The 26665-nt window shown below is 44.5% G+C and carries 19 protein-coding genes; 9 read left to right on the top strand and 10 right to left on the bottom strand.

Annotation, left to right across the window (positions count from 1 at the left end):
* Window positions 1–361 precede the first annotated feature (361 nt).
* Complete coding sequence (locus QUA54_RS22910) at window positions 362–2608, bottom strand: iron uptake porin (protein ID WP_333416429.1); 2247 nt, start codon at window positions 2606–2608, stop codon at window positions 362–364.
* Between the two features lie 167 nt (window positions 2609–2775).
* Between QUA54_RS22910 and QUA54_RS22915 the strand changes: the two genes are divergently transcribed.
* Together QUA54_RS22915 and QUA54_RS22920 are read left to right on the top strand one after the other, a co-directional pair.
* Window positions 2776–3507 carry a sucrose-phosphate phosphatase gene (locus QUA54_RS22915; RefSeq protein WP_333416430.1) on the top strand — a complete coding sequence of 244 codons (732 nt, stop codon included), beginning with the start codon at window positions 2776–2778 and terminating at the stop codon, window positions 3505–3507.
* Window positions 3508–3927: 420 nt separating this feature from the next.
* A complete protein-coding gene (locus QUA54_RS22920) occupies window positions 3928–4281 on the top strand; it encodes a DUF6464 family protein (protein ID WP_333184378.1) in 354 nt (117 codons plus the stop codon).
* A gap of 81 nt (window positions 4282–4362) precedes the next feature.
* Here the strand turns inward: QUA54_RS22920 and QUA54_RS22925 are convergent, their stop codons facing one another.
* The 6 genes from QUA54_RS22925 to QUA54_RS22950 all read right to left on the bottom strand — a co-directional run bounded on the left by QUA54_RS22925 (window position 4363) and on the right by QUA54_RS22950 (window position 13886).
* A complete protein-coding gene (locus QUA54_RS22925; RefSeq protein WP_333184375.1) occupies window positions 4363–4713 on the bottom strand; it encodes a late competence development ComFB family protein in 351 nt (116 codons plus the stop codon).
* A 77-nt stretch (window positions 4714–4790) separates the two neighbouring features.
* Entirely contained in the window at window positions 4791–5099 is a 309-nt protein-coding gene (locus tag QUA54_RS22930; protein WP_333184372.1) for a DUF1830 domain-containing protein, read from the bottom strand.
* Window positions 5100–6064: 965 nt separating this feature from the next.
* Complete coding sequence (locus QUA54_RS22935; RefSeq protein WP_333416431.1) at window positions 6065–6451, bottom strand: response regulator; 387 nt, start codon at window positions 6449–6451, stop codon at window positions 6065–6067.
* A 309-nt stretch (window positions 6452–6760) separates the two neighbouring features.
* Window positions 6761–10201 carry a PAS domain S-box protein gene (locus QUA54_RS22940; RefSeq protein WP_333416432.1) on the bottom strand — a complete coding sequence of 1147 codons (3441 nt, stop codon included), beginning with the start codon at window positions 10199–10201 and terminating at the stop codon, window positions 6761–6763.
* Window positions 10202–10472: 271 nt separating this feature from the next.
* Entirely contained in the window at window positions 10473–12395 is a 1923-nt protein-coding gene (locus tag QUA54_RS22945; RefSeq protein WP_333416433.1) for a response regulator, read from the bottom strand.
* A 204-nt stretch (window positions 12396–12599) separates the two neighbouring features.
* Window positions 12600–13886: a chemotaxis protein gene (locus QUA54_RS22950; protein WP_333416434.1), complete on the bottom strand. Its 1287-nt coding sequence runs from the start codon at window positions 13884–13886 to the stop codon at window positions 12600–12602.
* A gap of 636 nt (window positions 13887–14522) precedes the next feature.
* On the opposite strand from QUA54_RS22950, the gene QUA54_RS22955 reads away from it, so the two are divergent.
* From QUA54_RS22955 to QUA54_RS22965, 3 genes are all read left to right on the top strand, one after another.
* The gene (locus QUA54_RS22955) at window positions 14523–17072 is read left to right on the top strand and encodes an ATP-binding protein (RefSeq protein ID WP_333416435.1); all 2550 of its coding nucleotides are present in this window, start codon (window positions 14523–14525) and stop codon (window positions 17070–17072) included.
* 85 nt (window positions 17073–17157) lie between these two features.
* The gene (locus QUA54_RS22960) at window positions 17158–17523 is read left to right on the top strand and encodes a four helix bundle protein (protein ID WP_333416436.1); all 366 of its coding nucleotides are present in this window, start codon (window positions 17158–17160) and stop codon (window positions 17521–17523) included.
* Between the two features lie 52 nt (window positions 17524–17575).
* Window positions 17576–18253 carry an N-acetylmannosamine-6-phosphate 2-epimerase gene (locus tag QUA54_RS22965; RefSeq protein ID WP_333416437.1) on the top strand — a complete coding sequence of 226 codons (678 nt, stop codon included), beginning with the start codon at window positions 17576–17578 and terminating at the stop codon, window positions 18251–18253.
* A gap of 192 nt (window positions 18254–18445) precedes the next feature.
* Here the strand turns inward: QUA54_RS22965 and QUA54_RS22970 are convergent, their stop codons facing one another.
* Complete coding sequence (locus QUA54_RS22970) at window positions 18446–18805, bottom strand: phage holin family protein (protein WP_333416438.1); 360 nt, start codon at window positions 18803–18805, stop codon at window positions 18446–18448.
* A gap of 214 nt (window positions 18806–19019) precedes the next feature.
* On the opposite strand from QUA54_RS22970, the gene mrdA reads away from it, so the two are divergent.
* Window positions 19020–20834 carry a penicillin-binding protein 2 gene (gene mrdA, locus QUA54_RS22975; RefSeq protein ID WP_333416439.1) on the top strand — a complete coding sequence of 605 codons (1815 nt, stop codon included), beginning with the start codon at window positions 19020–19022 and terminating at the stop codon, window positions 20832–20834.
* Window positions 20835–20930: 96 nt separating this feature from the next.
* On the opposite strand, the gene QUA54_RS22980 is transcribed toward mrdA, so the two are convergent.
* Both QUA54_RS22980 and QUA54_RS22985 read right to left on the bottom strand, forming a co-directional pair.
* Complete coding sequence (locus QUA54_RS22980) at window positions 20931–21671, bottom strand: Uma2 family endonuclease (RefSeq protein WP_333416440.1); 741 nt, start codon at window positions 21669–21671, stop codon at window positions 20931–20933.
* Between the two features lie 182 nt (window positions 21672–21853).
* A complete protein-coding gene (locus QUA54_RS22985; RefSeq protein WP_333416441.1) occupies window positions 21854–22885 on the bottom strand; it encodes a hypothetical protein in 1032 nt (343 codons plus the stop codon).
* Window positions 22886–22988: 103 nt separating this feature from the next.
* Here QUA54_RS22985 and QUA54_RS22990 point away from each other — a divergent pair, with 103 nt between their 5' ends.
* From QUA54_RS22990 to QUA54_RS23000, 3 genes are all read left to right on the top strand, one after another.
* On the top strand, window positions 22989–23924 hold the full coding sequence (locus QUA54_RS22990) for a metallophosphoesterase (RefSeq protein WP_333416442.1): 936 nt from the start codon (window positions 22989–22991) through the stop codon (window positions 23922–23924).
* A gap of 172 nt (window positions 23925–24096) precedes the next feature.
* Entirely contained in the window at window positions 24097–24984 is an 888-nt protein-coding gene (locus QUA54_RS22995) for a DNA adenine methylase (protein WP_333416443.1), read from the top strand.
* Between the two features lie 2 nt (window positions 24985–24986).
* Window positions 24987–26279 carry a type II restriction enzyme gene (locus tag QUA54_RS23000; protein ID WP_333416444.1) on the top strand — a complete coding sequence of 431 codons (1293 nt, stop codon included), beginning with the start codon at window positions 24987–24989 and terminating at the stop codon, window positions 26277–26279.
* Window positions 26280–26665: the final 386 nt, after the last annotated feature.

The raw sequence follows: 26665 nt of genomic DNA on the forward strand, positions 1-26665 counted from the left end.
AAATGGGGCATGGTGGCATGATAGGAAAGCATCAGCACTTCATTCTACTCCTCTATCATTACATATTTAGCACTACCGAAATTCCAATTAAGTAGAAGGAATCAGGAAGGCACTAAACGGATGAACATGAATACACGGATTAATTCTTGAGTATGTGTCAATTCATGTCATGTCTGTTTGATTCGGACTTGTATGATGTTAAATTGTGTAGGGCCGGATTCGCCTATATTTTTGATAATTATCGACAAATTATATAAACCGGCCCCGCCCATACTTAGAAACCGGGTTTTTTACCTTGAGTGCGATGCTCGAACGCGTCTTTTCCTCAAAAAACCCGGTTTCTGGGTTCCCGTGCGTGGAATTAAAAACTAAACTGCGTCCGCAAATTGCCCACAAAAATTGTCGGGTTGTTATCGAAATTATTGGCATTGGCGATCGCATAAAATGCCGGCACGATCGAAATATGGTCGGTGAGAGGCAAATAATAAGTTGCCTCAATTTCGTACTGCGTGCCGCCGTTCCCTCCGCCAGAAATCAGAAATCTCCGACCGCCAGTAAAGTCAAAAGGTACTAAATATGACACCGTAAGCAAAGCTCCTTCTTTGAACAAATCGGGAAATGCAAGTCCTAACTGATAAGATTGATTTTTGATCGTGCCGTCGGGTCGGTTAGTCTTGGGAAATATATTGGTTTCGGCGTAGCCGTAGCGGCCGAAAAGACCAAAGCCGCGAGTGACTGACCAATCGAAATTGAAACTATAAGTATTCGCAGTCGCATTGCCCAGGCGGCCGCCGAAACCGTCATCTGCCACACCGTTCAAAGGCTTGCTGTTAGGAGATCCAATTAAGCCGCCGATTTGCTGGATGTTGGAACGGCTGTACAAAAAGCGCAAATTAGTCCGATCGCTCGGACTGAATGTTAATTCTGCTGTAGCCGTATTCGTGCCGTCAAACAAGCCTTGAGACGGATTGGAAGCGGAATTAAACACGGAAGTCGGCAAAAATTCCGTACTCTCGCCCAAATAGCCAAAACGCAGTTTCAATGCGCGGCCGATATCCCACAAAACCAAAGCACCGGCACCGCGTCTGGTAGCGCTTAACAAAGGGCTGTTGTTAGAATTAAAGCTGCTCGCACCGTCTACGAAAAAGTTAAACCTATTGTTGTCAAAGTAGCGGTAGAAATTAATCCTCGGCCCAACTACTACTTGCAAGCTGTTGCTAAGCGGGAAGCGATAGGAAAGTTCCCGCAGGACAACTTCATTGGGATTTACTCCCGCAGTTTGATCGAGAAAAGGAGTGCCGAATGTATTGAAAAAACCCACCGAAGTAAACTGGTTGGCTGGCGAATTGCCGTTACCTACAGCTAGCTGTGTAATCAATTCGTCTTTCCCTGTAAAGGAAGTAGTGAGGGTCAACCAAACTAACTGGCTGAAAGTAATTTCTGGGTCGTCAACTCTCTGCACGATCGGTCTGTTGGTGACAGGATCGCGTCCGGCTACTCGATCGAGCGGAGCAGCATTTCCATTTATTGCTTCAATTCGGACTCGATCGCCCGCAAAAGCTCCAGTCACGTTAAACCAAGCAAATCCGTTGAGTTTAGTAGTAGTTGAAAATTGGTTGGCTTCCAATTCAGCCGTTCGAGCTTCTAAAGCATCTACTCTACCGCGCAATGTAGCTAATTCTGCTGCAAATTCTTCTTGCAATCTTTGCAAAGCAAGTAAATCTTCTCGCTTGACTAAATTACCAGTAGAACCGCCAAGTTGTTTGGTAATTTGATCCAAGCAAGCGTTTAATCCGGCGGCGAATTCGTACCGAGTCATTGCCCGATTGCCTCGGAATGTGCCGTCTGGATATCCTGCAATGCAGCCGTATCTTTCTACTAGGGATTGCAAGGCTTGAAAAGCCCAATCTGTAGGCCGCACGTCGGACAGTTGGGAAACAGAGGTGACTTGTGCTGCGTCTTCTTGTATGCTGAGGTCATCAGCGGTGCCAGTCTCGCTGCTAATATCGGCAACTTTTCTGGCTTCAGCAACGTTTTGAGACTGAGGAGAGTTGGCAATTTCTAACTCCTGGGGGGGCAATTCGCGAATTGCCCCCGTTATTTTTGGCGCTGTTGCTGCGAGATCCTCTGTTGCTTTATCTTGTTTGGGTAAAGAGCGATCGACTGTTACTGTATTACGTTGGGGTAAAGCTCGATTCACCCATGCTGCATCAGTTTCGGGTAAAGCGCGATCGACTGTGGCTGCATCTGTTTCGGGTAAAGCACGATTCACCCATGCTGTATCAGTTTCGGGTAAAGCGCGATCGACTGTGGCTGCATCTGTTTCGGGTAAAGCTCGATCCACCCATGCTGTATCAGTTTCGGGTAAAGCGCGATCGACTCCTGAGTTAGTCTCTGCGGTTATCGCCGCTAACTGCGGTATCTCAATCTTACCTGCTGCCAGCGCTGCGTCTGGGTTAGCCGCAGAGACGACACTACCTTCTAGCGCAACTTCTGCAGTTGAGGTATCCTGAATTTGAGCTGTTGCTGCGATCGGCTCCAAAGGCACCGCCACACCAGAAATCAAGAAAGACAGCCAAAAAGCTTTAACGGAGGTTGAATTATTCACAAAAACACTCACACCACTTGTTTAAAATTAAATTTGGCCAATCTTAAACGATCAGCTTGCTTATAAATGTATTTTGTTTAACAAAATCTTATAAATAGTTAAAATTATGTTAGGAATCGATCGCTTCCTAATCACTAATCACTGATGACTACTGACTAATTCCCAAAATGAAGTTTTTATTAGTTACAGATTTAGACCACACGCTAGTTGGAGATGACGAAGCAACTCAAGTTTTAAATCAGCGCTTGCACTCAAAGCGATCGCAAATTTGTTTGGTTTACTCTACCGGGCGTTCTCATGCTTCAACTTGCGAATTAATTGCCCAAAAGCAACTGCTAGAACCTGACTATTTGATCGCAGGTGTAGGCAGCGAAATTTACCAAAACGGAACCCTCGACTTAGATTGGGCGGAATATCTTTCTCAAGACTGGGATAAAATGGCGATCGCCTCTTTAGCTAAGCAGTTTTCCCAGCTTAAATCCCAATCCTTAAAAGAACAAAATCCTTGGAAAATCAGTTATTGTCTGGAACCAACTGCCGAAAACAGCTCGACTCTCCAGGAATTGCAGCAAAAATTAACTCAATCGGGACTGGCAGCTCAAATCATTTTTAGCAGCAATCGCGATGTGGATATTTTACCGCAGACTAGCAACAAAGGCAATGCCCTTACTTATTTACAAAAGCGCCTGCAAATTCCATCGGAGGCAACATTAGTTTGCGGTGATTCTGGCAATGACATCAGTATGTTTGAACAGGATGTCCGGGGAGTAATCGTAGCCAATGCTCTGTCAGAACTCTTAGATTGGCATCGCGAATACGGCACTGAAAATCATTATTTAGCTGGCTCTGATTGCGCTTGGGGAATCATGGAAGGAATGGCATATTTTTGGGAATTTTGATTGCTTAAAATCCGGTTTGGTTTGTAGTTAGGACTAAAGTCCTCATAAAAATTAAAGGACTGAAGTTCTCCCTACAAACGCACCCCAACTCCCGCAAACCCTTAAAATCAGTTCAGCAATCTCAACCGCATATCGATCGAACCTGCGAGTTGCGATACCATCAGCGTGTACTGCTTTATACTACCTAATCGAACTTAACTTTAGTTACCTAAAGCCAGTTGAAGTTTATTTCCTAGGCTTTTGGGTAGTCTGCTATCCCAAGATAAGCCGGCGATCCCCCGATCGCCAAAGGTTATATAGTTAAGTTTAGCGCCTCAACCTGAATGACTCTCTCTAAAAGAACTTATCTTTATAGATGAAGAAGATGTAGGTTTAGTCAACTATTTGCCCATTTAGTTAAGCTCGCTCACACACCGCCAGATGGAACAAAATACTTTACCCATAGAGGTGATTCTCTCTCACCCCCGCCAATCCTTAGGCAGCATTCGGCTGGATTGGACGCCACAACCGGGGAACTATCTAGATTTAGAGGGACAAACCTACGCTGTTTTGGAACGCCACCACCGCTATCAGCTCAAATCCGGCCGCTACCGATTGCAAAAAATTGCCCTCTACGTGCAGTCTGCTACACCGCCGAGGGAAAGAACTTTTGTAAGCGGCATCTGGGTTATCGGAGATGCTAGCTGCCGCTTTAATGCTCGATCGGAAATTCTGCGCTGTGCTGTCAATCCCAATGGCCCGTGCGATCGCTGCTGCGATTACCAAAAGTCCTGAACCATCGAGCCAGTACACAATTCCAGCTTCCCAACCGAGAGTGCCTAGGATCGGGGCGTCTCCCTCATTTACGACAAACTATCAAAACCAACCAGCAACTCTCGAACCGAATTTAACTTCTTCAGGAAGGCGGTAATCTATCTTCTGATAGCTGTGCAACACGTCGCGAATGCCAGTATGAATCAAATTTTCTATGTGCAGCAACTGCTCTGAAGAACAGCGAACCTGGAGTGTTTGGTTTGACACTGACTCGCCGGAGTCGATCGCAGTATATCTATTAGGAATTCGGCTGAGCACGTAAGCAATTAAATCCTGTCGCAAGCCAGAAGCCGAAAAAGCTTGTTGGTAGGGATGCGTCGGATAAGACTCCAAGATAATTTCTACTTCTTCTGTGACTACTGCCAAGGTAATATTGACAAGATTTTTCTGCATTTTTACCGTCCCCAAACACTCATTAACTAATATTTTTGTTGCCGATATCGAGATAATCGTGTGATTTCTGCTGAATCTTAGCGGGCTAATACCGCACATTGTCCTTCGGGACTCACCAGCTCTATCTCGGAACTTACCTCTTCTATAACCCGCAAGACGTAGCAGGGAATCTTGTCCGATAAAATAGCACTTGCCACCGTACCCGTGTGAATTTCTAAGACGGCTTCTGATGCAGCTTCAAACATCAGTCGCTGTCCCGGAAACACCACTCTTTCAAAGTGCCAATTAGGAATATTCCCAATCCGCAGCACCTGAACTAGGTTGCTAGCATTTGCGTAATAGCACAGAATCTGGTTGTTACCTTTAGAAGGTAGCTGATATGACATTGGAAAAATCTCCACACTCTTTCAACAACTTACTGAGACTTGGCTTTGCCTGTTAGTGGCAATTGCGAGTTGGGCTCTCGACCAAATGACCGACTTATTTTTGGGGTGTTATTCGAGAGCGCGAATCACATCTTCAGTTATTAATTTTTTTTACCGTTGAGTTCTCCTAGCCACACTTAGAGGACTGGTGCAGAAACCGGGTTTTTTTCGGTTAAAAAACCCGGTTTTTGTAGTATGCAGGGCCTAACTCCTGACTTATTCAGGCTGGTTGTACTGTAGCACCAGTTAATCGAAAGTACCGTCACTGACCCGAACTCTCCTGCAACAGGTTCGTTCTTCGGCAGCGGAATGGTGCTGAGATTGCAATCGACTTTCATATCTAGAGCTTGGAGTAAACTTTATCTAAAAAATATGAGGAAATTATGAAGACAATCATTTTTTTTTGATAAATATTCTTTTGCCGAAGCAGGGATTACAAGACTTAGCTAGAAACCGGGTTTTTTACCAAAAAAATTCGCTACATCTGTGATTTCGCGTTAAAAAATTCGGTTTCTGCCTGCTAATAGAAGAGTTACGCAGGCAGAAACCGAATTTTTTATTTACCAAAAAAATTCGCTACATCTGTGATTTCGCGTTAAAAAAACCCGTTCTTGAGGCAAGTCTGCGTAACTTCTGGAGGAGTTATTCTGCCTGTAAATACGCTGATAGCCCATCGGCTTTGCTGGTAATAAAAAAAACCGACTCCGTGAGATCGTCTCTGCAACTTCTAGGGAATGAGAGTTAAAAGCAATACCAATTTCTAAAAATAAGGCTACACATAGATTGTCGGCGAGCATCTGTAGGGACAAGGAAATGCCTTGTCTTTAGAGAGATATGCGACTTTTAATAATTGATATAAATTGAAAATTGTAGCAAGATATTTTTGAATTGGTATAACAAATGACGCGATCGCATTTTCCCCGAGTTTAAGACAACGGTTCCCAACCGAGAATTCCCGCAACTTGCTGTGCCAAACTCAAAGGATCGAAAGGCTTGGCAATCACCCCCGCTACCCCCAAATCAGCAAATTCGCTCAAATCCATCGCCTGCACCTTAGCAGTCAGGAAAATCACCGGAATCTCCCGAGTAGCCGCATTGTTTTGCAGCAAACCAAACAGAGCAACTCCGTCCATATCCGGCATCATCACATCTAGCAGAATAGCGTCAGGGAGTTGAGTTTCAGCTAAAAGCCTTCCTTCGCTGCTGCTGATCGCGCTCACTACCGTCCAGCCGCCTAAATGTTCCAGACACGCCTGAATCACGCTGCAGAGGTTTTTTTCATCATCGATTACCAAAATGCGCTTTGCTGACATAATTAAAACTCTAATTTTCAATTGATCGCGGTAAACCGAAAGAGGACTTCCGCACGGTGCCTCATCAACCCGGTTTCTTAGCAGATATAGCAGAAAGAAGAAGCAAGACGGAAGAAGCAATCAGCAATAAAATTAACTGTTTCAGAAATTAAGAACGTCCTAATAATCTTGGCGGTTGCTATATTTTGCCGCTCACCTACTTAAACCGAGAACATAAAAATCGATATATAGGCCTCGCAAACTCATTCTCCCCGCGTGCGTTGCGAGGAACGTTAGCTTTCCCCATCTCCGATCAAAGCAATCTCAAAACTAAAAACTTTTTCCCCCTTCGCCTTCTAACTGTGCAGGCACTGTGAAATAGAAACTGCTTCCTTCTGAGACAACGCTTTCGGCCCAAATTCTGCCGCCGTGCTGCTGCACGATGCTGCGACAGATAGCCAAACCCAAACCGGTACCTCCTTTTTGGCGGGAGTCAGAAGCATCGACCTGTTGAAACCGTCCAAAGATAGTTTCTAGTTTATCAGCAGGAATCCCCCGCCCTCGATCTTTGACTTCAAATAAAACCCGATCGCCCAAATCTTCAACCCTGACAGTTACTGTACTCTCCGGAGCCGAGAATTTAATCGCATTGCTCAACAAATTTACCAGCAGTTGAACGATCCTGTCCGGGTCAGCCCAAATTTTTGCCGTTTCGGGCAAAATCGACAAATTAATGTGATTCTCAGCAGCCACAGACAGCACAGCTTCCGCAGACTTCCGCATCAAAACAGCGGCATCGCACCACTGCTTGACGAGAATAACCTGGCTCGCATCGAGCCGCTCTAAGTCTAAAATATCGTTGACCAAACGCACTAACCGTTCGGTATCGCTAGACGCAATTTCTAACATCTGTTTGGCGGTTTCCGGTTGATCTTTCAGTACGCCCGCTGCTAGCAAACCTAAAGAACCGCGAATTGAAGCAAGCGGCGTTCGCAGTTCGTGGCTGACAATCGAAATAAACTCATTTTTCATTTTTTCAATTGCCCGACTTTCTGTGATATCTGTGACTGTGCCGACGTGACCGATTAGTTGATCTCTGTCGGAAAAAATCGGAGCTGTTTTAAGCCGGCAAAACCGGATTGTTCCGTCTCGCTGGATGTGGCGGAATTCGCAGGAAAATTCGCCATCAAGCGATTGTGATTCCGACCACTTAGACAGAATTAGTTTGATGTCTTCGGGGTGAATAAACCGCATCCAGCGGTTTCCTAAAGCTGCTGCCGGTGCGAAGCCGCCAATTGCTTGACAGCGGGGATTTGTATAGGTACATTTCCCCTCTGGATCGATTTTAAAAATCCCGACGGGCGAACTTTCGCTCAAAGAGCGAAATAAAGCTTCGCTTTCTCGGAGTTCTGCTTGAGAGCTTTCTAGTTCTCGGGTTCGCTGCAAAACTCGCATTTCTAACTGTTCGTTGAGCTGTTGGAGGGCGGCTTCAGCTTGTTTGCGCTCACTAATATCGCGGTGTACCGATACCCAATGGGTAAAGCCACCTGTTTCGTCAGCGATCGGCACAATGCTCATTTCTATCCAAAATTCCGTCCCGTCTTTGCGATAATTGATCAAGTCAACCCGGATCGGCTGCCAGGTTTCCAAAGCTGTCCGAACTCGATCGAGACTGGCGCGGTCTGTTTTTTCTCCTTGCAAAATGCGAGGGGTTTTGCCCAAAACTTCTTCTAACGTATAGCCAGTCATCCGCGTGAAAGCTGGGTTGACATAAAGAATTCGCGGGCCCGATTCGTCAATCGGTTCAGCTTCCGTAATTAACACGGCGTCGTTAGTAGTGGTGACTGCTGATTCCAACAGGCGCAACTGTAATTCTCTAGCTTTGCGATCGGTAATTTCTCTAACTGTCCCCACCATCCGCACTGCATCGCCTGCTTCGTTGAAAAAAAACTTACCTTTCCCCTCAATCCAGTGAATGCTGCCGTCGGGCCAAACCACGCGGTTTTCGTTACAGAAATCCGATCGCTGGGCGATCGCCTGATTTATAGCATTCTGAATACTGTTTAAATCTTCTGGGTGAACGCAAGCTGCAAAACTTTGATAAGTTCCGCCAAAAGTTCCCGGGGCCAACCCATACAACTCTTCGTGTTCCCTCGACCAAACAATGCGATTTTTCTGCACGTCCCAGTCCCAAAATCCGATTTTGGTAGCCGACAAAGCTAAGCTGAGCTGCTGATTTGTTTTCCGCAACTCCATGCTAGTAATAGCAACTCGAAGTTCTCGGACTATTTCAATTTCGCACTGCTGCCAAGGCAAAGATTTTAACCTCACAGTTTCTTGCCACAACTCAAAGGAATTGCGAGGAGACATCAGCCTGCTGCCATCCGGCTTTAATTCAATTGACCACTCTGGTTCACCTGCCCAGTTGACAGTTTGAATTACTTCGGGACGGAACCACAAAATGTAATAATTTTGCATCTCGGACATGGCAAGTATCAGCAAACCGCTAGCCACTTCTTTAAACTTCTCGGAGAGCGGATACAGCTTTGAGAGAGAATCTGTATGAAAAATCTCATTATTTTTTTTACTTTTTATCCAAGCAATTAAGTTTTCGATTTCTACCAATTCCGGCGTTTTGCCGATGGTTGTTAAATTTTCATTGGCACACACAACTGCACCCGTAGCGCCCACTAAGGCCAGCAATTCATCTCGGAATGCAAGCAAACCTTCTACAAAGCTGTTTTTTTGAGAAATTTCTTTAATAAATTTATGGCAATTTTGTTTTAAATAAATACCATATTCCCAGTTTTCGCTATCTTGTTTGTAGCTGAGTTCGAGATTCACAAACTTTGCTAGCATTTCGCAAGCCGTTCTTGTTTCGTAGTTGACATACTTTCGTGTTGGGTGGTGACAGGCGATCAATCCCCAGACTTTTTTATCTTTGATTAATGTCAGGGTCATGCTAGCGGCAACGTTCATATTTTTGAGATATTGAACGTGGCAAGGGGAAACTGCTCTCAACAAAGAGCCGCCGAGATCCACAGGGCGACCAGTCAGCGGATTGCAGTGAGGAATTAGTTCTACAGGCTGACAGTTAATATCGGGAATAAACCGAATTAAATTCATGTTGAACTGTTTTCTTGCCTGGGGGGGAATATCGGTAGCTGGATAGTGCAGTCCCAATAAAGGAGCCAAACTTTCTACTTTGTCTTCGGCGACAACTTCCCCCGCACCGGTGGCATCAAATTGATAGACGATCGCTCGATCGAAACCGATCATCCTCCGCACTTCTTCAACTGCTGCCTGACACAGCACTTGCAGGCTTGGTGTTTTGTGAATTTTGTCGATCGGCTCTTGGACTAAATGATAACCATTCAAACAATCGCTAGCTTGTGGGGAAACAATCGGCTCTAGCTCAAAAATTAATGCTGAACTAGATTGATGGAGCGTCCCCTCAAAAAAAGACTGGCGGTTTTTACTTTTGAATGATAATCTGATACCGTTAGATTGATGACTGTTTTCAGATAAAGCTTTTTCTATAGCCTCAATTTCCTCAGTCTCGACAAATTCATGTAAAAATTTGCCCAAAAGTTCTTCGGCGTAAATGTCGAGAGCCTCAAAAGTATTGTTGCTAACTTGCAAAATTTTCAACACAGGAGATTCCAGCACCAAAAGGATGCCATGAGGTTGAATCGAAGCCTGGGCGTAAATTTTTTCGTAGTCGCTATCCTTGAGAGTGCCTGTGTTTGAGGGCAATGTCCTTGCTTTCATATGATTAATACTTCTCTAAATTAGCCTATAGTTCTGGAGCCGCGGGCCAACATCCATCAACGGCACCGCGTCCGAATCGCACAACCAGAAAATCCCAATTCTTGGCTGAGGCTTCCTGATTCGTTTCGGACACGCACTGCATATTTCCTCCTAGTTATACCAGTTTAAAAAAAGAATACAACTGCAGGCAGGTGCTTGAAACCAGAAGTTTCATAAGTCATTCCCAATCCTTCAGTTCTTTAATTCTTTAATTTTTTAATCTAAAAAGGTATTAGTGTTGTGCCTGAGCCAGTCTATGCCTTAGTTGAGTCCGCTCCAAACGATTCAGGAGGCGAGCAATCAATTCCGGTTTCACGATCGGCTTGTTCACGTAGTCGTCAGCACCTGCGACAAACATTTGGCGCACTGTTTCCGACTCGGAATGAGCCGTCAAAAATAGCACGGGGAGCCTGCTCCAGCGCAAATCGTTGCGCACTGCCAAACACAGCTCGATACCGCTGTAACCGGGCATCTCAACATCTAAAATTAGCAAATCCGGACAAGTGGTTTCGAGTACCTCCCAGAACTTTTCGGGATCGTCCAATGTTGTTACTTGAAATCCCCAAGGTTGTAGAATCACTTGCAGTGCAGCCAATAGATGCACGTCATCGTCTACCACCATAACTTTAGCTTCAGCAGGACCAGTCTGGTCGAGAACTTGGGCGACTGCTTTGAGTATATCTGCTGGGGGGATAGATTTGTGTAAAAAGCCGGAGGCTCCCAAACGAGCAACTTCTATTCGATCGCTCAATTGATTGTGTCCGCTAAAAACCATCACCGGAATTTCGGGTTTTTCACTGCGGAGTTCGGCTAGGAGAGAAAGTCCGTTTTCCTCAGTTCTGGAAAATGTCAAATCCAGCAAAATCGCATCGGGAGGCTGTTGAGAAATCGCACTTCTTGCCGCTTGCGGAGAGTTGGCGACTTCTATCTGGAAGCCAGAACCGAATGCTGCTATTTTCAGTCGATCGCTCTGAAAAGTATCATCATCAACAATCAGCATTCGGCGATTCTGGGAAACCGCAGGAACCAAATCGCCTTCTGGTTCGGGCGACGGGCGATCGAATATCTGTTTGAGCTTATCCAGAAATCCCTCAATCTGCTGAGCCGTCTCCGGTTTTAAGATGTTTTCAGCCTTGAACAAATGTTCTATCTTGCGCGCAACTTCCGAACCTTTGGGCAGCCCTAAAGTTCCCAAAGAACCGACTAATTTGTGAGCTTGAGCCTGGGCTTCCTGGCGCAGTTCGCCCTCCAAGCTTCCGCTTTTCAGTTGAGCGATCGCGCGATCGAATATCGCCACCTTTTCTATAAAATTGGCTTTTAAATTTTCCCGCATTTGGGCAACCACATTCTGGACTTTGAGGCGGCGGTCGTCATTGTTTAATTCCTGGCTCGACCCGCTGGATTCAGCAGATAAAGTCTCTTGACTTTTAGCAGTTTCTGCTGTTTCCCGCGCAACTTTTTGGCTCTCAATATCCTCTTGTAGGCTTTTGAGCCGATAGCCCAGTCCGTACACGGTTTCCACTAAATCTACAGTCATCCCGGCTGCTTTCAGCTTCTGCCGCAGCCCCTTGATGTGAGCGGTAACGGCTTCTTCCTGAGGAAATTCGCCGGCCGACCAAATGCGATCGAGGATGGCGCTGCGGCTGAAAATGCGGCGGGGATTTCTCAGGAAAAGTTCCAGCAAATTGTACTCTTTCGGAGTCAAGTGCAGCACTTTTTCGGCATAAGTTACTTCTGTAGTGTCCGGGTTGACTTGCAGTTTTTCCCAGGTCAAATTTGTACTCGACAAAGTTGCCTTACCCCGGCGCAGCAAAGCGCGAATTCGAGCGATTAATTCTTCGAGATTAAAGGGTTTGACTACATAATCGTCTGCACCCGCCTCTAAACCTTGGACTCGATCGTTGCTGCTATCTAGTGCTGTTAGCAGTAAAATCGGCATTTGGCAGCCGGACGATCGCAATTTCCGACACAAACTAATGCCGTCGAGTTTAGGAATCAGCACATCCAAAACAATCAGGTCGTAATCGTATGCCTGCACCAACTGCAAGGCTGTTTCACCGTCTGCTGCCGCATTCACATTGTAATTGTGAGAGTTCAGGGCTTGGGTAAGCAAACTGACTGTAATTGTGTCATCTTCTACCAGCAGAATTTTCATAAGCGTAACCTGTTATTTGATCTGTTTTAGTGACTGACTTCTTAGCGAATTATGGGGATAGTTAAATAACCTTTTTCAGAGTTTATTTGAAATTTTCCCACCCTCAGTCTAACAAATAGTATTCTTGAATATAGTAAAATGGTAAATTTTTCTTGGGATTTTTTTTTAGCTATCCCAATGTTTTATCGGATTCTCCCGGGGACCTTAGGGCTTTTTTGACTTCAGCGCCTGCTGAATTTTTTGAATCAAATATTGCGATGAATCTTGATGCTTAACTAAGTTTTCCAACTCAGAAACCGCGACTTCGGCGTTTTTTATCTCTTTAACTAAAGAATCAGCGGTAACACTTTGTCTGACTCCCAAAGGTTGTTTGATAGCGGTCTGTGAATTGAAATCTTTTTCCGCTATTAATTCCTCCAACTCTAACAGCGCCATTTCTGCGCGATCGATCTTAATGGTCACAGATTTAGCCACATTAGCACCCGCTCTTGCTGCCTGCGTGAGTTCATGAACGCGAAGTTTAAACCGGCTGGCAATTTGCTCCATTTGAGTCCCTAATTCAAAAGTTTTACTCGCCAGTCTGCCAATTTCCAGACTCACTTGGCTCAGACCGCTGGGCTGATTTCCCATTTGATTGGTAACTACAGCCACCTGTACTGCTAAATGCCTGACTTGTTCGATCGCCTCCCGGATGGTTCGGGAAGTGCGGTTAACCGTTTCTAAATCATTAGCTATTGCTTTGCCAACGCCCAAAATTTTCTCTGTATTGTTGCAAATAGAATTAGCACCTTGAAAAGTAGCTTGAAATGCTTGGCGACCTTCCGAGGAAATCAGTTTCGCAATTCTCACAAATCGCTGATTCATTTGAGCAATTTCTTCAGCTTGTTTTACCAGTGCCAGTTCCTGGGAACTGGGAGTATTATTCGATTTTTCTGTTTGACGCTGTTGCGATTTTAAAAGCTCATTACATTCGTGGAATCTCGCCTGTTCTTGTTGAATGACCGCCAGATATTTGTGCCTTTCTACTCGGTATTTTTGAATAACTTTGTTAGCTTGCGCTAAAAGTTTCGACTGGGCAATCACCAGAGTATGAACGTCCAAAATGCGGTAAGTCCGGTTTGCCATTACTACCACAATGGGTTCATAAATCAAGTCTTTGTGCCTGTTGAGAGACGCTTGCACCGCATCCTCTACTTTCCAGTTTTCCGAAAGCAGCAAAGGCGGAATTCTAATAAAATCTAACAAGCAGCGAATCGGTTGCTGCCCGTAAACTCCTAAGCGATCGGGAAGACTCATTTGCTCTCGAAACTTGACGCGAGAAATCATGCCCAATACCTGTGATTCGTGGGTAATAATGACTCCCGGCAAGTCTGGTTCTTGCTCGAATCTTTCAGCCACTACCTGTCCTGGAGTTGCAGCACTCACTTGAAAGTCGTGACAAGGCAGATGTCCGATAGTGAAATCGGGGGTGAGTTGAGTTGGATTGCTCATTTACCCGGATCGTGTTAAGTAGAAGTTAACAAATTATATATTGATATTATACTGGAATAAGATTTTTTAAAGTAGTCAAGAACCCACCACTCACCGGCATACCGATTTAGTGGGGGCTTGAAAGAGTCCTAGTTGACCAGTCTAAATCTTAACTGACAGGAGTTGTGGGCAAGTGTTGAAGTTCACACGCCCGGAATCTGTAGCTAGTTAAGATATCTGCAACGAAAGCATTAAACAGCCATTTGGGAGGCAGTGTGTTTGGCAAAGTACCGACCTACAACAAAAGCCCGTGCTAACTTGACCCCAGCAATGGGAGTGGAATTCCTTAGTTTTCATAAAAAACCCGGTTCACAAACACGACCAGAACCGATCGATTCTTCAGCCGTATCCGTGCCCCCCATTTCCTCCCACCGCTTTCGCGCTCTTACAGCTATAGTGGGGTAACTCGCGCCGAAGAAAGATGGCAACTATAGGGAGAAATAAGGTTTCTGGCTCCTGGCTCTGACGATAGCCAGCCTTCTGACTACTTTCATCTCAAGTCTCTTGGAGCGGCCGCGCCTGCTGCGCCCCTGGTTCCGTCCCCACAAAAGGGGCGTTCATATTTTGTTCTTTAAAACAACCGGGAAAATATCTAGATTGAAACCAAAAACCTTAAATCGGACTTTGCCGCTAGCAACCTTTGAGGCTGCTTACCAGTTGTTACAGCAAATGGCTGAACTTCCCGGGGCGATTTGGCTGGCCGACGATGCGATCGCTGATTATCAAAATCTGGAAAACTCGTCGGAAAGGTTTGCAGCAGTGGTATCAGATCATTTTAGCGGGCTGCTGCGGGGCAAGCTATTAGATGAGTTCGCAACAAACGGACGCAAACACAGCGAAAAAAATCTTACTTCGGAATTGAATGTGCAGTTGACTTTCGATCCCGGGGCGATCGCCAATTTCCTCTCTCCCCTCGCAAACAAACTCACAGAAATAACGCCCGCACCCTCGCGGCAAATTGATATTCGCGCCCTCAAACAAGCAATTAAAAATATACAGCCAAACTCGGCATTTTTTCAAAGCGAATTCACCCTAAATTTGCTGGATATTCTCGGTTCCGATGCCAGAAAAAACTATCACCAGCCCCTACACCACCAAACAGAAATAGAGCAAAATTCCGCGCCCAAAGCGATAGCTCCAGAAACGCTAAAGCTACAGATTCCCGAAGCCGTCAATCAATTACAAGTTGCCAATCCCTGCATTTCATTTTGTCAGCCAGTCGAAGATGCTTTGCAGCAGCAGCTCGAACAAGAGCGACTTTTGAACCAAGTGACAACTCAAATCCGCCAGAGTTTGGAATTGCCTGTAATTTTGTCAAAAGCAGTCGAGCGAGTGCGAGAGTTTTTGGAGGTCGATCGCCTGTTAATTTATCAATTTGAAAAAGTGCCAGCGCCGCAGAATGGTGAGTTAGCTAAAGAAATACCTGCTGCGGTTTCTGGGTCTGGCAAAATCAAAGAAAATTTAGGGTCTTACTTGTATTTAGGTCGCGTCACCTACGAAGCTTTAGCCAACGATACTATCTCGTCTGTACTCAATTTTAGTGAAAGCGCGCAGTGTTTTACGAATGGAGTCATTGACAGAGAAAAATATCGCAAAGGTTTGACTTTGTGCGTCGCGGATGTGGAAAAAACTTACTCTTCGCAGCCTTGTTTTTTAGAGTTGATGCGGCGGGCGAAGGTGCGCGCGAAGTTGCTAGTACCGATCGTAGTTCAAGACGAATTGTGGGGGCTGCTAATTGCCCACCAGTGTACTTTTCGGGAGTGGGAAGAAAGCAAAAAAACATTTTTGCGGCAAATAGCAGAACATTTGGCGATCGCCATTTATCAAGCCGAACTTTATGCACAAGTCCAGCAGCAAAAGCGCACCTCAGAACAGCGCGTAATAGAGCGCACGCGAGAACTGCGCGATGCACTGGTCGCCGCCCAGTCTGCCAGCCTCGCCAAGAGCGAATTTTTGGCAGCTATGAGCCACGAATTGCGGACTCCCCTCACCTGCGTCATCGGCATTTCCGACACCCTGCTGCGGTGGTCTTACGGCAAAGTTGGCAGCAAAGAAGTGCCGGTGCAAAAGCAGCGACAGTACCTGCAAACTATCCGGGACAGTGGCGACCACTTATTAGAATTAATTAACGATATTTTAGATTTATCGCAAGTAGAAGCCGGAAAAGCAGTATTAAAAATTAGTGAATTTTCTCTTTCTAAATTAGCTTCTCAGAGCCTGCACGCCCTCAAAGAAAAAGCTATGGCTAAAGGCGTGGAACTGGTGCAAGAACAGCGGATCAAACAAGAGTGCGATCGCTTCACCGCTGACCCGCGCCGCTTGAGACAAATTCTCTTCAATCTTTTAGGAAATGCGATTAAATTTACTCCCGAAGGCGGGCAAGTCATCCTGCGAGTTTGGGTGACAGAAGATAAAAATCGAACGCCGGCAGTGCGGCAGCCCGGTACTGCACCGGCAGGCAGCACCGCTGTTTTTCAAATCAAAGATACTGGCATTGGAATTCCCGAAGATCAGCGATCGCTTTTGTTTCAAAAATTCCAGCAGTTGGATTCCCCCTACCGCCGCGAATACGGCGGCACCGGTCTGGGATTGGCTTTAACTAAACAGTTGGTAGAACTTCACGGCGGTGCGATAGAAGTCAACTCTAAAGTTGATGTCGGCTCTACTTTTACCGTTTTTATACCCATCCAAACTCAAAGCAAAGATGAATCCACCAAATTCAAATATGAAAAATCGAATTCATCTTTACCGCTGCATTCTTCCTCCTTGCGGGGCAGCCTCGTGCTCGTCGAAGAAGATGAAGAAACTGCCATGCTGATTTGCGATATCCTGACAGTCGCAGGACTGCAAGTGGTGTGGATGATTGAAGGTTCGGCGGCGGTGGAACAAATTGAACTTTTGCAGCCGAATGCAGTGATTGTGGATATGCGTTTGCCCGGTATGAATGGCTGCGAAATAATTCACCAACTGCGCCAAAAACCCGCTACTGAAAATATCAAAATTCTGGCTTTAAGCGCTAATGAGATTCCCGCAGATGAGATATCTTTCGTGACGGGGGGAGCTAACGATTGTTTGGCTAAACCGATTCACCCTGAGCAATTGCTTGACAAAATTATTTCTTTAATGGCCGGGATTGGTAATGGGTAATGGGGCATGGGGCATCGGGCATCGGGCATCGGGCATCGGGCATCGGGCATCGGGCATTTAATATAATTGAGTTTTTGAGGCAATTATGGGAAGACCTGATTTTGAGGAATTAGAGGTTTATAAGTTGGCGGAAAGTTTGGCGAATCAGATTTGGGACATTGTTAAAAAATGGGATTACTTCACAAAAAATACGATGGGCCAACAGATCGTTCGGTCTGCTGATAGTGTCTGTGCTAATATTGCTGAAGGAAGAGGTCGTTATAATGACCAAAATAATCGGCGTTTTGTAAAAATTGCGATCGGCTCTTGGTACCAAACAGTAAACTGGTTAAGATTAGCCTATGCTAGACAACTTATCACAAGCGAAGAAGCAAGCAAATTTAAACCAATTGTCGATAAATTACTACCAAAACTTAACGCTTATTTGAGTTCAATAGGACACAGGGAATAAATTACAAAAAAAGCCCGATGCCCGATGCCCAATTCCCCATTCCCAATTCGCCATGATTAATTGTCAAATTCCTACAGGATTAATTGTTTCTTGTCAAGCACCTGCTGATTCGCCGCTGCACGATCCGATCGTAATTGCGGCAATGGCTCGAACCGCCATCAATCGAGGTGCCTCGGGCGTGCGGATTGACACTCCGGCTCACATTGCGGCGGTGCGAAAACAGGTATCCGCTCCCATAATTGGGATTTGGAAGCAGCAATTGCCGGGATGCGAGATTTACATTACTCCTCGCTTTGAAGACGCGCGGGCGATCGCCGCTTCTGGAGCCGATATTATCGCCGTTGACGCTACTCTGAGAAAACGTCCTGCTGGTGGCGAAGACTTAAAGACATTAATCGCACAAATTCACAGCGAATTGGGTAAATTAGTGATGGCGGATGTAGATACAATAGAAGCTGCGATCGCAGCAGCAGAAGCTGGTGCAGATACTGTAGCAACTACTCTTTTTGGGTACACTGCTCAGACGGAAAATTTCTCGCCGCCCGGATTTGATTTGCTTGCGGAAATGGTAGAAAAGCTTAAGGTTCCGGTTATCTGCGAAGGCGGGATCGCTGGGCCGGAAATGGCTAAAAAAGCATTAGATTTAGGAGCGGTGGCTGTGGTTGTCGGCGCAGATATCACTGGGATTGATATTAAGGTGACAGCCTATAGATCGGTGATTGGAAAGTAAGAAGGAAGTTCGGCAACGGATTGTTTAACGGATGTAACGGATAGAAGGAAGTTCGGCAACGGATCTAACGGATAGAAGGAAGAAGGGAGAATAAATATTCGGCGATTGAAATCGCTTTTAGGCAAACGAAAGGCGCAAGGTAAGGGTGGGAAATATCGGGCGATTTCAATCGCCCTTTTTCTGGGGAAGTTGCTAAATCAGCGCGCCGTTGATAAAGCTGCTAACTGCAGCCAAGGCGATCGCCCCCAGTACCGCGCTCCAAAGACCCATCCGCAAGCTAAATCCTTCAACTAACTTCGCAGCCGAGGCAAAAATAATCACGTTCATTACAAAAGCAAACGCACCGGAAAGTAATCCCAGCGTCAGCAGGTTCGGCACGAAAAAAACTGCTTTTAGAATTGGCAAAATTAAAACATTCAAAATTCCCAAAACCGCAGCGGAAATTACTGCTTTCGGTGTGCTGTCAATTTCTACGCCGATCGGCAGTTGAGAAATTAGCAGCAAGCTGCTGCCCGTCACCAGCCAAGCAATTAAAAAATCGATCGGTTCCACAGCGCCCCTACCTCCTTAACAGTTGAATTGTCAAAAAAACCTGATATTCAAGCTCTACCTTAATCAAAAAAACCCGCTGATACGTCTGCCAATTGGCAGAATTTATGTCTGTCACTAAAGAGTTAGAAGTTATCGTGGCTGTATCTTCCTCAAAATAATCCGGATGGGCACCTTATCAACCTGTTAGTTGAATAAAAAGAGCAGATTAATTAATATGGCTGGCGATTTTTCTTTTAACTCTAAAGTCCGATTCGACAAAAAAGGCTTAAACAATCCTGCACGGCAAGGCAGCCGATCGTTCCAAGCTATAATTTTTATGCTGCTAGTCACTACCTTGGTGACGCTGCCGACATTTCGTCTAGCCGAACTGCAACTGATACATGGAGCCTACAACCGACAGCGCGCGGAAAATAACCGCATTCGCCCTGTGTCAGTCGCAGCGAATCGCGGTCAAATTTTAGACCGCAGCGGCAAAATATTTGCGGCCAGCCGCGTATCTCGATCGGTCTATGTGTGGCCAAAAGAGCGATCGGCCAAGGAGTGGCAAGAGATCGCAGCTACACTCGGTCCGATCGTCAAACTTCCCGCAGCCGAAATTGTCAAAAAAATCGATGGAGTTGGCTACAGATCGGCCCTGCCAGTGCGAATTAGTAAGGATATCGATGTCGGTACTTTCGTCGCTTTGGGAGAACAAAGTAATGCTTTGCGGGGAGTTGAAATTCGCGTAGAATCGAGCCGAGACAATCCCAACCAGCAATTAGCAGCTCACCTTTTGGGATACGTCGGCGAAGCTAGTTTAGATCAATTAAAAGCTAATCCTGCATATCCGATGGGGATGATCGTCGGTCAAATGGGAGTGGAAAAATTAGCCAATTCAACTTTAGAGGGCGTTTGGGGAAACCGTTTAATCGAGGTAAATGCTAAGGGCGAAGAAATCCAAGATTTAGGTGTAAAAGACCCTATTCCCGGCAAACCGGTGCAGCTAACTTTAGATTTAGATATGCAAAAAACTGCGGAAAAAGCTTTGGGCGATCGCCTCGGTGCTGTTGTGGCGATCGACGTGAAAACCGGAGCTCTTTTAACAATGGCTAGTTGGCCGACATTTGATCCCAATATTTTCACCCGCAAGGTAACTCAAAAAGAATGGGATCGGCTGCAAGGGCCAGACAAACCATTTTTAAATCGGGCCGTTCAAGGCTATCCAGTCGGCAGCACTTTTAAGATTGTAACTTCTGTAGCTGGGATGGAGTCTGGCAAGTTTTCTCCTGACTCGACTTTGGTAAGTTCTGCTTCAATTAACATCGGCGGAATTACCTTTAACGAACACAGCGCCGGTTACGGCGTTATCGGTTTCCGCGATGCTTTAGCCTACAGCAGCAATACGTTTTTCTATCAAGTAGGTATGACTGCAGGGCCGGAAGAAATGGCGAAATGGGCTAAAAAAATGGGCATTGGCGGTACTATTAATTTAGACCTTTTGGGGATAGACGGCGCCAATCACGGTCAAGTTCCGATACCAGCAGAGAAACAGAAAATGTATGGGGAAGATTGGTACGTTGGCGATACAGTAACAATGGCGATCGGTCAGGGTTTGGTACTTTGTACTCCCTTAGAATTGGCAGTGATGGTGTCAACTATTGCCAACGGTGGTTGGCGAGTGCAGCCGCATTTATTGGCTTCTCAAACCAATACGCCTGTTACTAAAAAAATTTCAACAGGTATTAAGCCTGCAACTTTAAACGTCATTAAACAAGGATTGATTGACGTGGTGAAAAAAGGTACAGGCCGCGCCATGAATGACGGTACTATTCCTTTAAGTGCTGGTAAGACTGGGACTGTGGAAATGCCCGGTCATCCTGACAATTCTATGTATGTCGGTTTTGCTCCCGCTGACAAACCGGAAGTTGCGATCGCAGTTATAGTTGAAGGCGGCGGATTTGGTGCTGTATCGGCGGCACCAATTGCTCAAGAGGTATTTAGAACCTATTTTCAAAAGCAGGGTTTTAAGCCTACTAATAAGCCTCTATAGTTATTAGTTAATTGTTAACTGTTGACTGTTGACTGTTCCGATTTTTTGTTATACTTCGATCGCACTATCCCTGATATCTTGGAAAAGTGCGATCGATCAAAAGTTTTCCCCTACCAATCGTCTCACTTCCAAGGTCGATAAATTGATCATTTGCGCTACCTGTTCCAGACTCATTCCAGAATTTAAGAGTTGAGTTACGAGCGATCGCAATGTTGACTCCGCTGCCAGTCGTCCCAGGTTTTCTTCCTTGTGAGTCTTCAAAAACTCACCAGTTTGAGGAACTTTAAACCTCAATTCTCCTGCAACTATATGCAATTCGAGTTCCAACACTTCACTGAACAACCACAGTGTATCGAAAGCGATATTGTTGGCTGCAATCGGCTCGTACTGATTGTTTATTAGACGTACTCCTTGTAAAATCGGATTTAGATAATCTCCCGACGGATCGTACTGAAAATATTCCCTAACTCCCAAATTCCGATAAATTTCCGGTTTGGTTTCTTGGTCTTTTGTTTGAGTTGTTTCCGATGTAATTTCTAGTACAAAATCTGGAGTAATTCCCCCTTCTTCCCAAACTTTATAATTATCCCTTTTGCGGTTGGCAACTCCAAACACCACATAAACATCCGGGGCCACAACTGCCTGGTTGTTCCCTTCTTCATAATATATGAAAGAATTGGCTGAGACGTAAACATCAGAACGTTCTTGAAAGTAAAGCTTGACAGCTTCAACGCTATAAGTCATGTAATCGCGCGTGATGTCGCTTTCAGCCATCGGCTCTCCGTCGCTGCTGGGATATTCAATTTCTACTGGTTCGACTTGAGTTAAAATTGTCATTTTTCAATTTTCCTCAAAGTTAATTAATTTAATGGTAGCATTCTGTCGGATTTGGGAAAAGTTCGATATCCTAAAAAAAATCAACAGCATTAAGGTGCGCACTGCGCACCTTACATAATTAGGTTTTGCGTCCTGGACTGTAAGGCTGGTCTGATGGTTGACAGATACAGACTATTTAAATTCTAATTAATCCCTCTCTCTAAAATAATCATTTCCGAACCAACAACGGGACTTCTAGCTATTAACTTCCCTTCCCTATTCGCAATTTCTAGCTTGCTGAAATCGAGTGAATTAGCTTCCTTCCACATTTTAGTTGCTAGTTGATTTTGCTCGACTTCGCTGAGTTTGTACCAATCTTCAGCGACTTTTACAGTCAAAATGCTGCTAGAAAAATTAGCTTGAACAGACTCAACTAAACCGCCGCCAAGTCGATTCTTAATTTCAGTAACTTGAGTTTGAATCGCAGCAATCAGAGACTGTTCCGGCGTCAGCGGCGGCGGTGGGATCATTTCTACTGGTTGCGGTTTTTCCGGGGCCACTAAATCGGGCAACTTGCTTTTGAATTTAGTAGATATTGGCGCTGACGGTGCGATCGCCTCTGGGGATTTCGGCGTTCCCGGCGCCACAAAATCGCCAAACGTTGGCGGCGACTGCTGCGCTGCGGGGAGAGGCACTTTTGCTAGTTTCTCCGGCGGTTTTGCCGAGAAACTGTTGAAAGTTAAACCCACTGCAACGATCAAAATTGCTGCTATGGCGGCGTTTAAAATTGGATCGGACAGCTTCTGGTTCGTAGATGGTGGCAGTAGCGATCGCACTAGCCGTACAATACTTTGCCAAAGTACACCGACTTTCTCTAAAAAATTCCCTTCCGGGCGTTGGGATACAGGCTTTTTCTCAACTTTTACAGCAACTTTTGGAGGCACGCTGTTAACTTCTGCAGCAACAGCCGGAGGAGTTGCTGTTGCTGAGTCAGAAGCGGTGGGTGCGATCGGCTTTTGGGCCTGCAACGGGGGTTCTGCTGCTAATTTTTTCCCTTTTTTTCCCAAATTCCCAATCGAGGCAATCAAAGCATTGATTCTCTGATTTTTGGGAACAGCGCTGCTGGCATTTTGAGTTTTGCTACCAGTGGGGGCAGACTTTGCAGGCGAGTCAACCTCCGGTGTCGGAGATTGAGAGGGTTCTGGAATTGACTGGTTTAGTTGTTCTTCTGACATTTTCTCTGCCTTGGGGCGTTGCAAATATATCTAAAAGCGATAAATTTTTAGTTGAGCCATCTCAACCTTAATTTATCATTTCATTAGTTGTAACTGAATCAAAATGAGTATCAAACGCCGTCACTTTCTAATTTTAGGCAGTCTCAGCAGCTTAGGTTTTGCCGGAGTCTGGAAAATGTTTCAGCTTCGGACTTCCTGGGGTACAGACACCGATGCTGCTGTGGCTTCTAACGTTGAGGCAGAAAGGACGATCGTCCCATTGCCGGCCTCACCGCCTATTTTACGCTTTATTTCGGTAGCCGACACCGGTACGGGCGCTGAAGGTCAGTATGCTGTGGCTGAGGCGATGGCGCAATATCACCGGGAAAACCCTTTTAATGTTGCTGTTCTCGCCGGCGACAATATCTACAATAACGGCGAATTTGAAAAAATTAATGCTGTTTTCGAGCGGCCTTATCAGCCGTTATTGCAGCAAGACGTAAAATTTTATGCTTGTCTGGGAAATCACGACATCCGCACTGCTAACGGCGATCCGCAAGTTAAATATCCGGGTTTTAATATGCAAGGTCGCTACTATACTTTTCGGCGCGATCCCGTACAGTTTTTTGCTTTAGATACCAATCACAATGCGGATTGGAAAAATCAGCTTGTTTGGCTGGAAAAAGAGTTGAGTCAGAGTACAGCGCCTTGGAAAGTTGTGTTCGGGCACCACCCGATTTATTCTTCTGGCGTGTACGGAGTGAATCAACCTTTTATTAAGACTTTGACGCCTTTGTTTCAAAAGTACGGCGTGCAGCTTTATATCAACGGACACGAACACAGTTACGAACGCACTCGCTCGATTAACGGTACGACTTATTTAATTTGCGGTGCCGGCGGTGGCACTCGTGAGGTGGGGCGTTCTGAGTGGACGGAGTATTCTGCTAGCCGGCTGAGTTTTGCGACGTTTGATGTCTATAAAGACCGGATGTTTGTCAGTTCAATCGGTACTGACAAACGGGTTTTTGACAGGGGATCTATCGAAGTGCGATCGGCTTAATTCAGATTGTTTTCCCAGACATATCAGATGAATAGATTTATGTCAAGGTGCTTTTGTCGCTATATTTAACTGCGACTTACACCTTGAATCGATATCACCCTTTCCTCTTGACTTGAACTAAAATTCAACTTATAATGTATTGTTATTTGATAGTAGCGTTAGAGGCATCTGAGTGAAAAGCGATACGTTAGTAAGAGGGAAAAATCCGTTAGTAAGACCTTTCTTGAAATGGGCAGGAGGTAAAAGACAATTATTGCCAGAAATTGGTAAGTATGTTCCCAAGCGGATAAGCAAACATACATACTATGAACCTTTCATAGGTGGAGGCGCACTCTTGTTTCAGTTACAGCCCCCAAAAGCTGTTATCAATGATAGCAATAAAGAACTGATTAACTGCTATAAAGTAATCAAAAACTCCTTAGATGAGCTGATGGAGGAATTAAGCAAGGATAAATATAGCAATAGCGAAACGTCTTATTATGAGATGAGAGACTTAGATCGTTCAAAGAAAAAATATGAAAGTTTGTCGGAAGTGGAAAAAGCAGCACGAATCATTTATCTAAATAAAACTTGCTATAATGGTTTGTTTAGGGTTAATTCCCAAGGTCAGTTTAATGTTCCGTTTGGTAGATATAAAAATCCCAATTTTTTAGATGACGCTGTTTTAAGAGCTGTGAACAAATATTTAAATAGCAATGATATCACACTGTTAAATCAGGATTTTGCAGAGGCTGTTAAAGATGCCAAGAGAGGAGATTTTGTTTATTTCGATCCTCCTTACGATCCTGTTTCGGAAACAGCTTCTTTTACTGGATATGATGTGAATGGCTTTAATAGAGACGAACAAGAACGACTAAAAGAAGAGTTTGACGCTTTACATAAAAAAGGTTGCAAGGTAATGCTGAGTAATTCCTGTACAGATTTTATTATGGATTTGTACAAGGATTATCAGGATACAATCATAAAAGTTAGGGCAACGAGAAGTATTAACTCAAATGCCTTGAAAAGAGGTAGGGTTGATGAAGTATTAGTTTTGAATTATGAAATTCAGGATAAATAAATATGAGTAAAAGCCAGAAAACTGCCAATGACAAAGCTTGGGAAATATTATTTGAAAGGCATAAGATATTAGAAGAGGTAGAGAAAAATGGTTTTTTTGAAATAGCATCTGGTCAAATTAATCAAGAAAGAGAAAGCAGGCTGATGGCAAAGTTCGATCACTCGGTTAATTTGCCAGAGATCTTTCGAGACAATCATCTATCCATATTGCCAATTTCTCGTTCTAAATACGTTATTGGGAAGTTTGATACACACTTGAAAGTTAAATATGATAGTAAAATTGAAGTGATTCCTTTTGAGTTTCCTCCCGGGATAGAGAGTATAGATTACACAAATTTATATTCTGAAAGTTCCGCATTGCACTGTGCATTTACTATCGGTATTATAGATGATTTATTCGGCGAAAAAACAGCTTATACTGTTTCTGGGAGAATGTCTACAGAGGCTTTTGATTTTAATATTATAAATTCCATCGCTAATAAACCCTATTCAATCAAGGTTAAAAATTCTCAGTGTGAGATAGATGCCGGATTTGAAAGTAACAACTATTTTCTCTTGATAGAAGCTAAGAACTATGCCATAGACGATTTTTTGATTAGACAACTTTACTATCCCTACAGATTGTGGTCAAAAAAAATGGCTAAAAAAGTGATTCCCGTATTGATGACATACTCTAACGACCTTTTTAGCTTTTTTATTTATGAATTTAGCAATGATGAAGATTATAACTCTCTGAAACTGAGAGAACAAAAGAATTATACGATCGCTCCCGAAGAAATACAACGGAGTGATGTCGATCGGGTATTCAATAATATTAAAGTAATTGCAGAGCCAGATTTTTCATTGCCACAAGCTAATAAATTTGAGAGGATAGTAGATTTATTATCATTGTTATTAGAAAGAGATTTAACCACAGATGATATTACTGAAAACTATCAATTTGACCGCAGGCAAACTGGCTATTATACTAATGCTGGTCTGTATATTGGACTGATAGAAAAAGATAAAAGTTCTCTAACAAAAAAACCAATTTTTCGCTTGACAAGTGAAGGGAGGTCAATTTTACATAAAAGACCTAAATTAAAATATCTAGATTTGATTAATAAAATTTTAGAAAAAAAAGTTTTTTATTTAGTATTTGAATTAACCCTTAAACAGGGAGACATTCCGCCCAAAGATGCAATCTGTAAAATAATCTTAGAAAATCGTCCAGATATTAATGATACAACTATAAAAAGGCGTTACTCTACAGTCCGAGGCTGGATTTCTTGGATTTGGAACCAAATCCCAGACTAAAATTCGCATAGTGTGATTCTCTGGGTTTTTAATATCTTCAACCTAGTTTTGCCTCCGGGCCATTGCAGAAAGGGACGCGACAAGACTTGAAAAGGTGCGGAAGCAGACATTTATCTAGAAATAACGGCACTATAATATTTATCACAACTAGAACTCAATAAAAATACTTCAGAAGTTGTCACCGGACTTAGCATTCCGGCATTAAACAGACATCGCCGGAGCGATCGGCGAAAAGTTTTCGTTAGAATTATATATGTCAGCCTCGCCGGCAAAAATGCCCGATCGCCCGATCGGCAGATTTAGCTCCGGCTGTGCCAAAATTGTCTAACTCGCTCACAAGTGTTACCAGTCAAAGATCGAGCTGTGACACTTTACCCAACCAAGCT

The organism is Microcoleus sp. MOSTC5, assembly GCF_036701825.1.
GTDB lineage: Bacteria > Cyanobacteriota > Cyanobacteriia > Cyanobacteriales > Microcoleaceae > Microcoleus > Microcoleus asticus.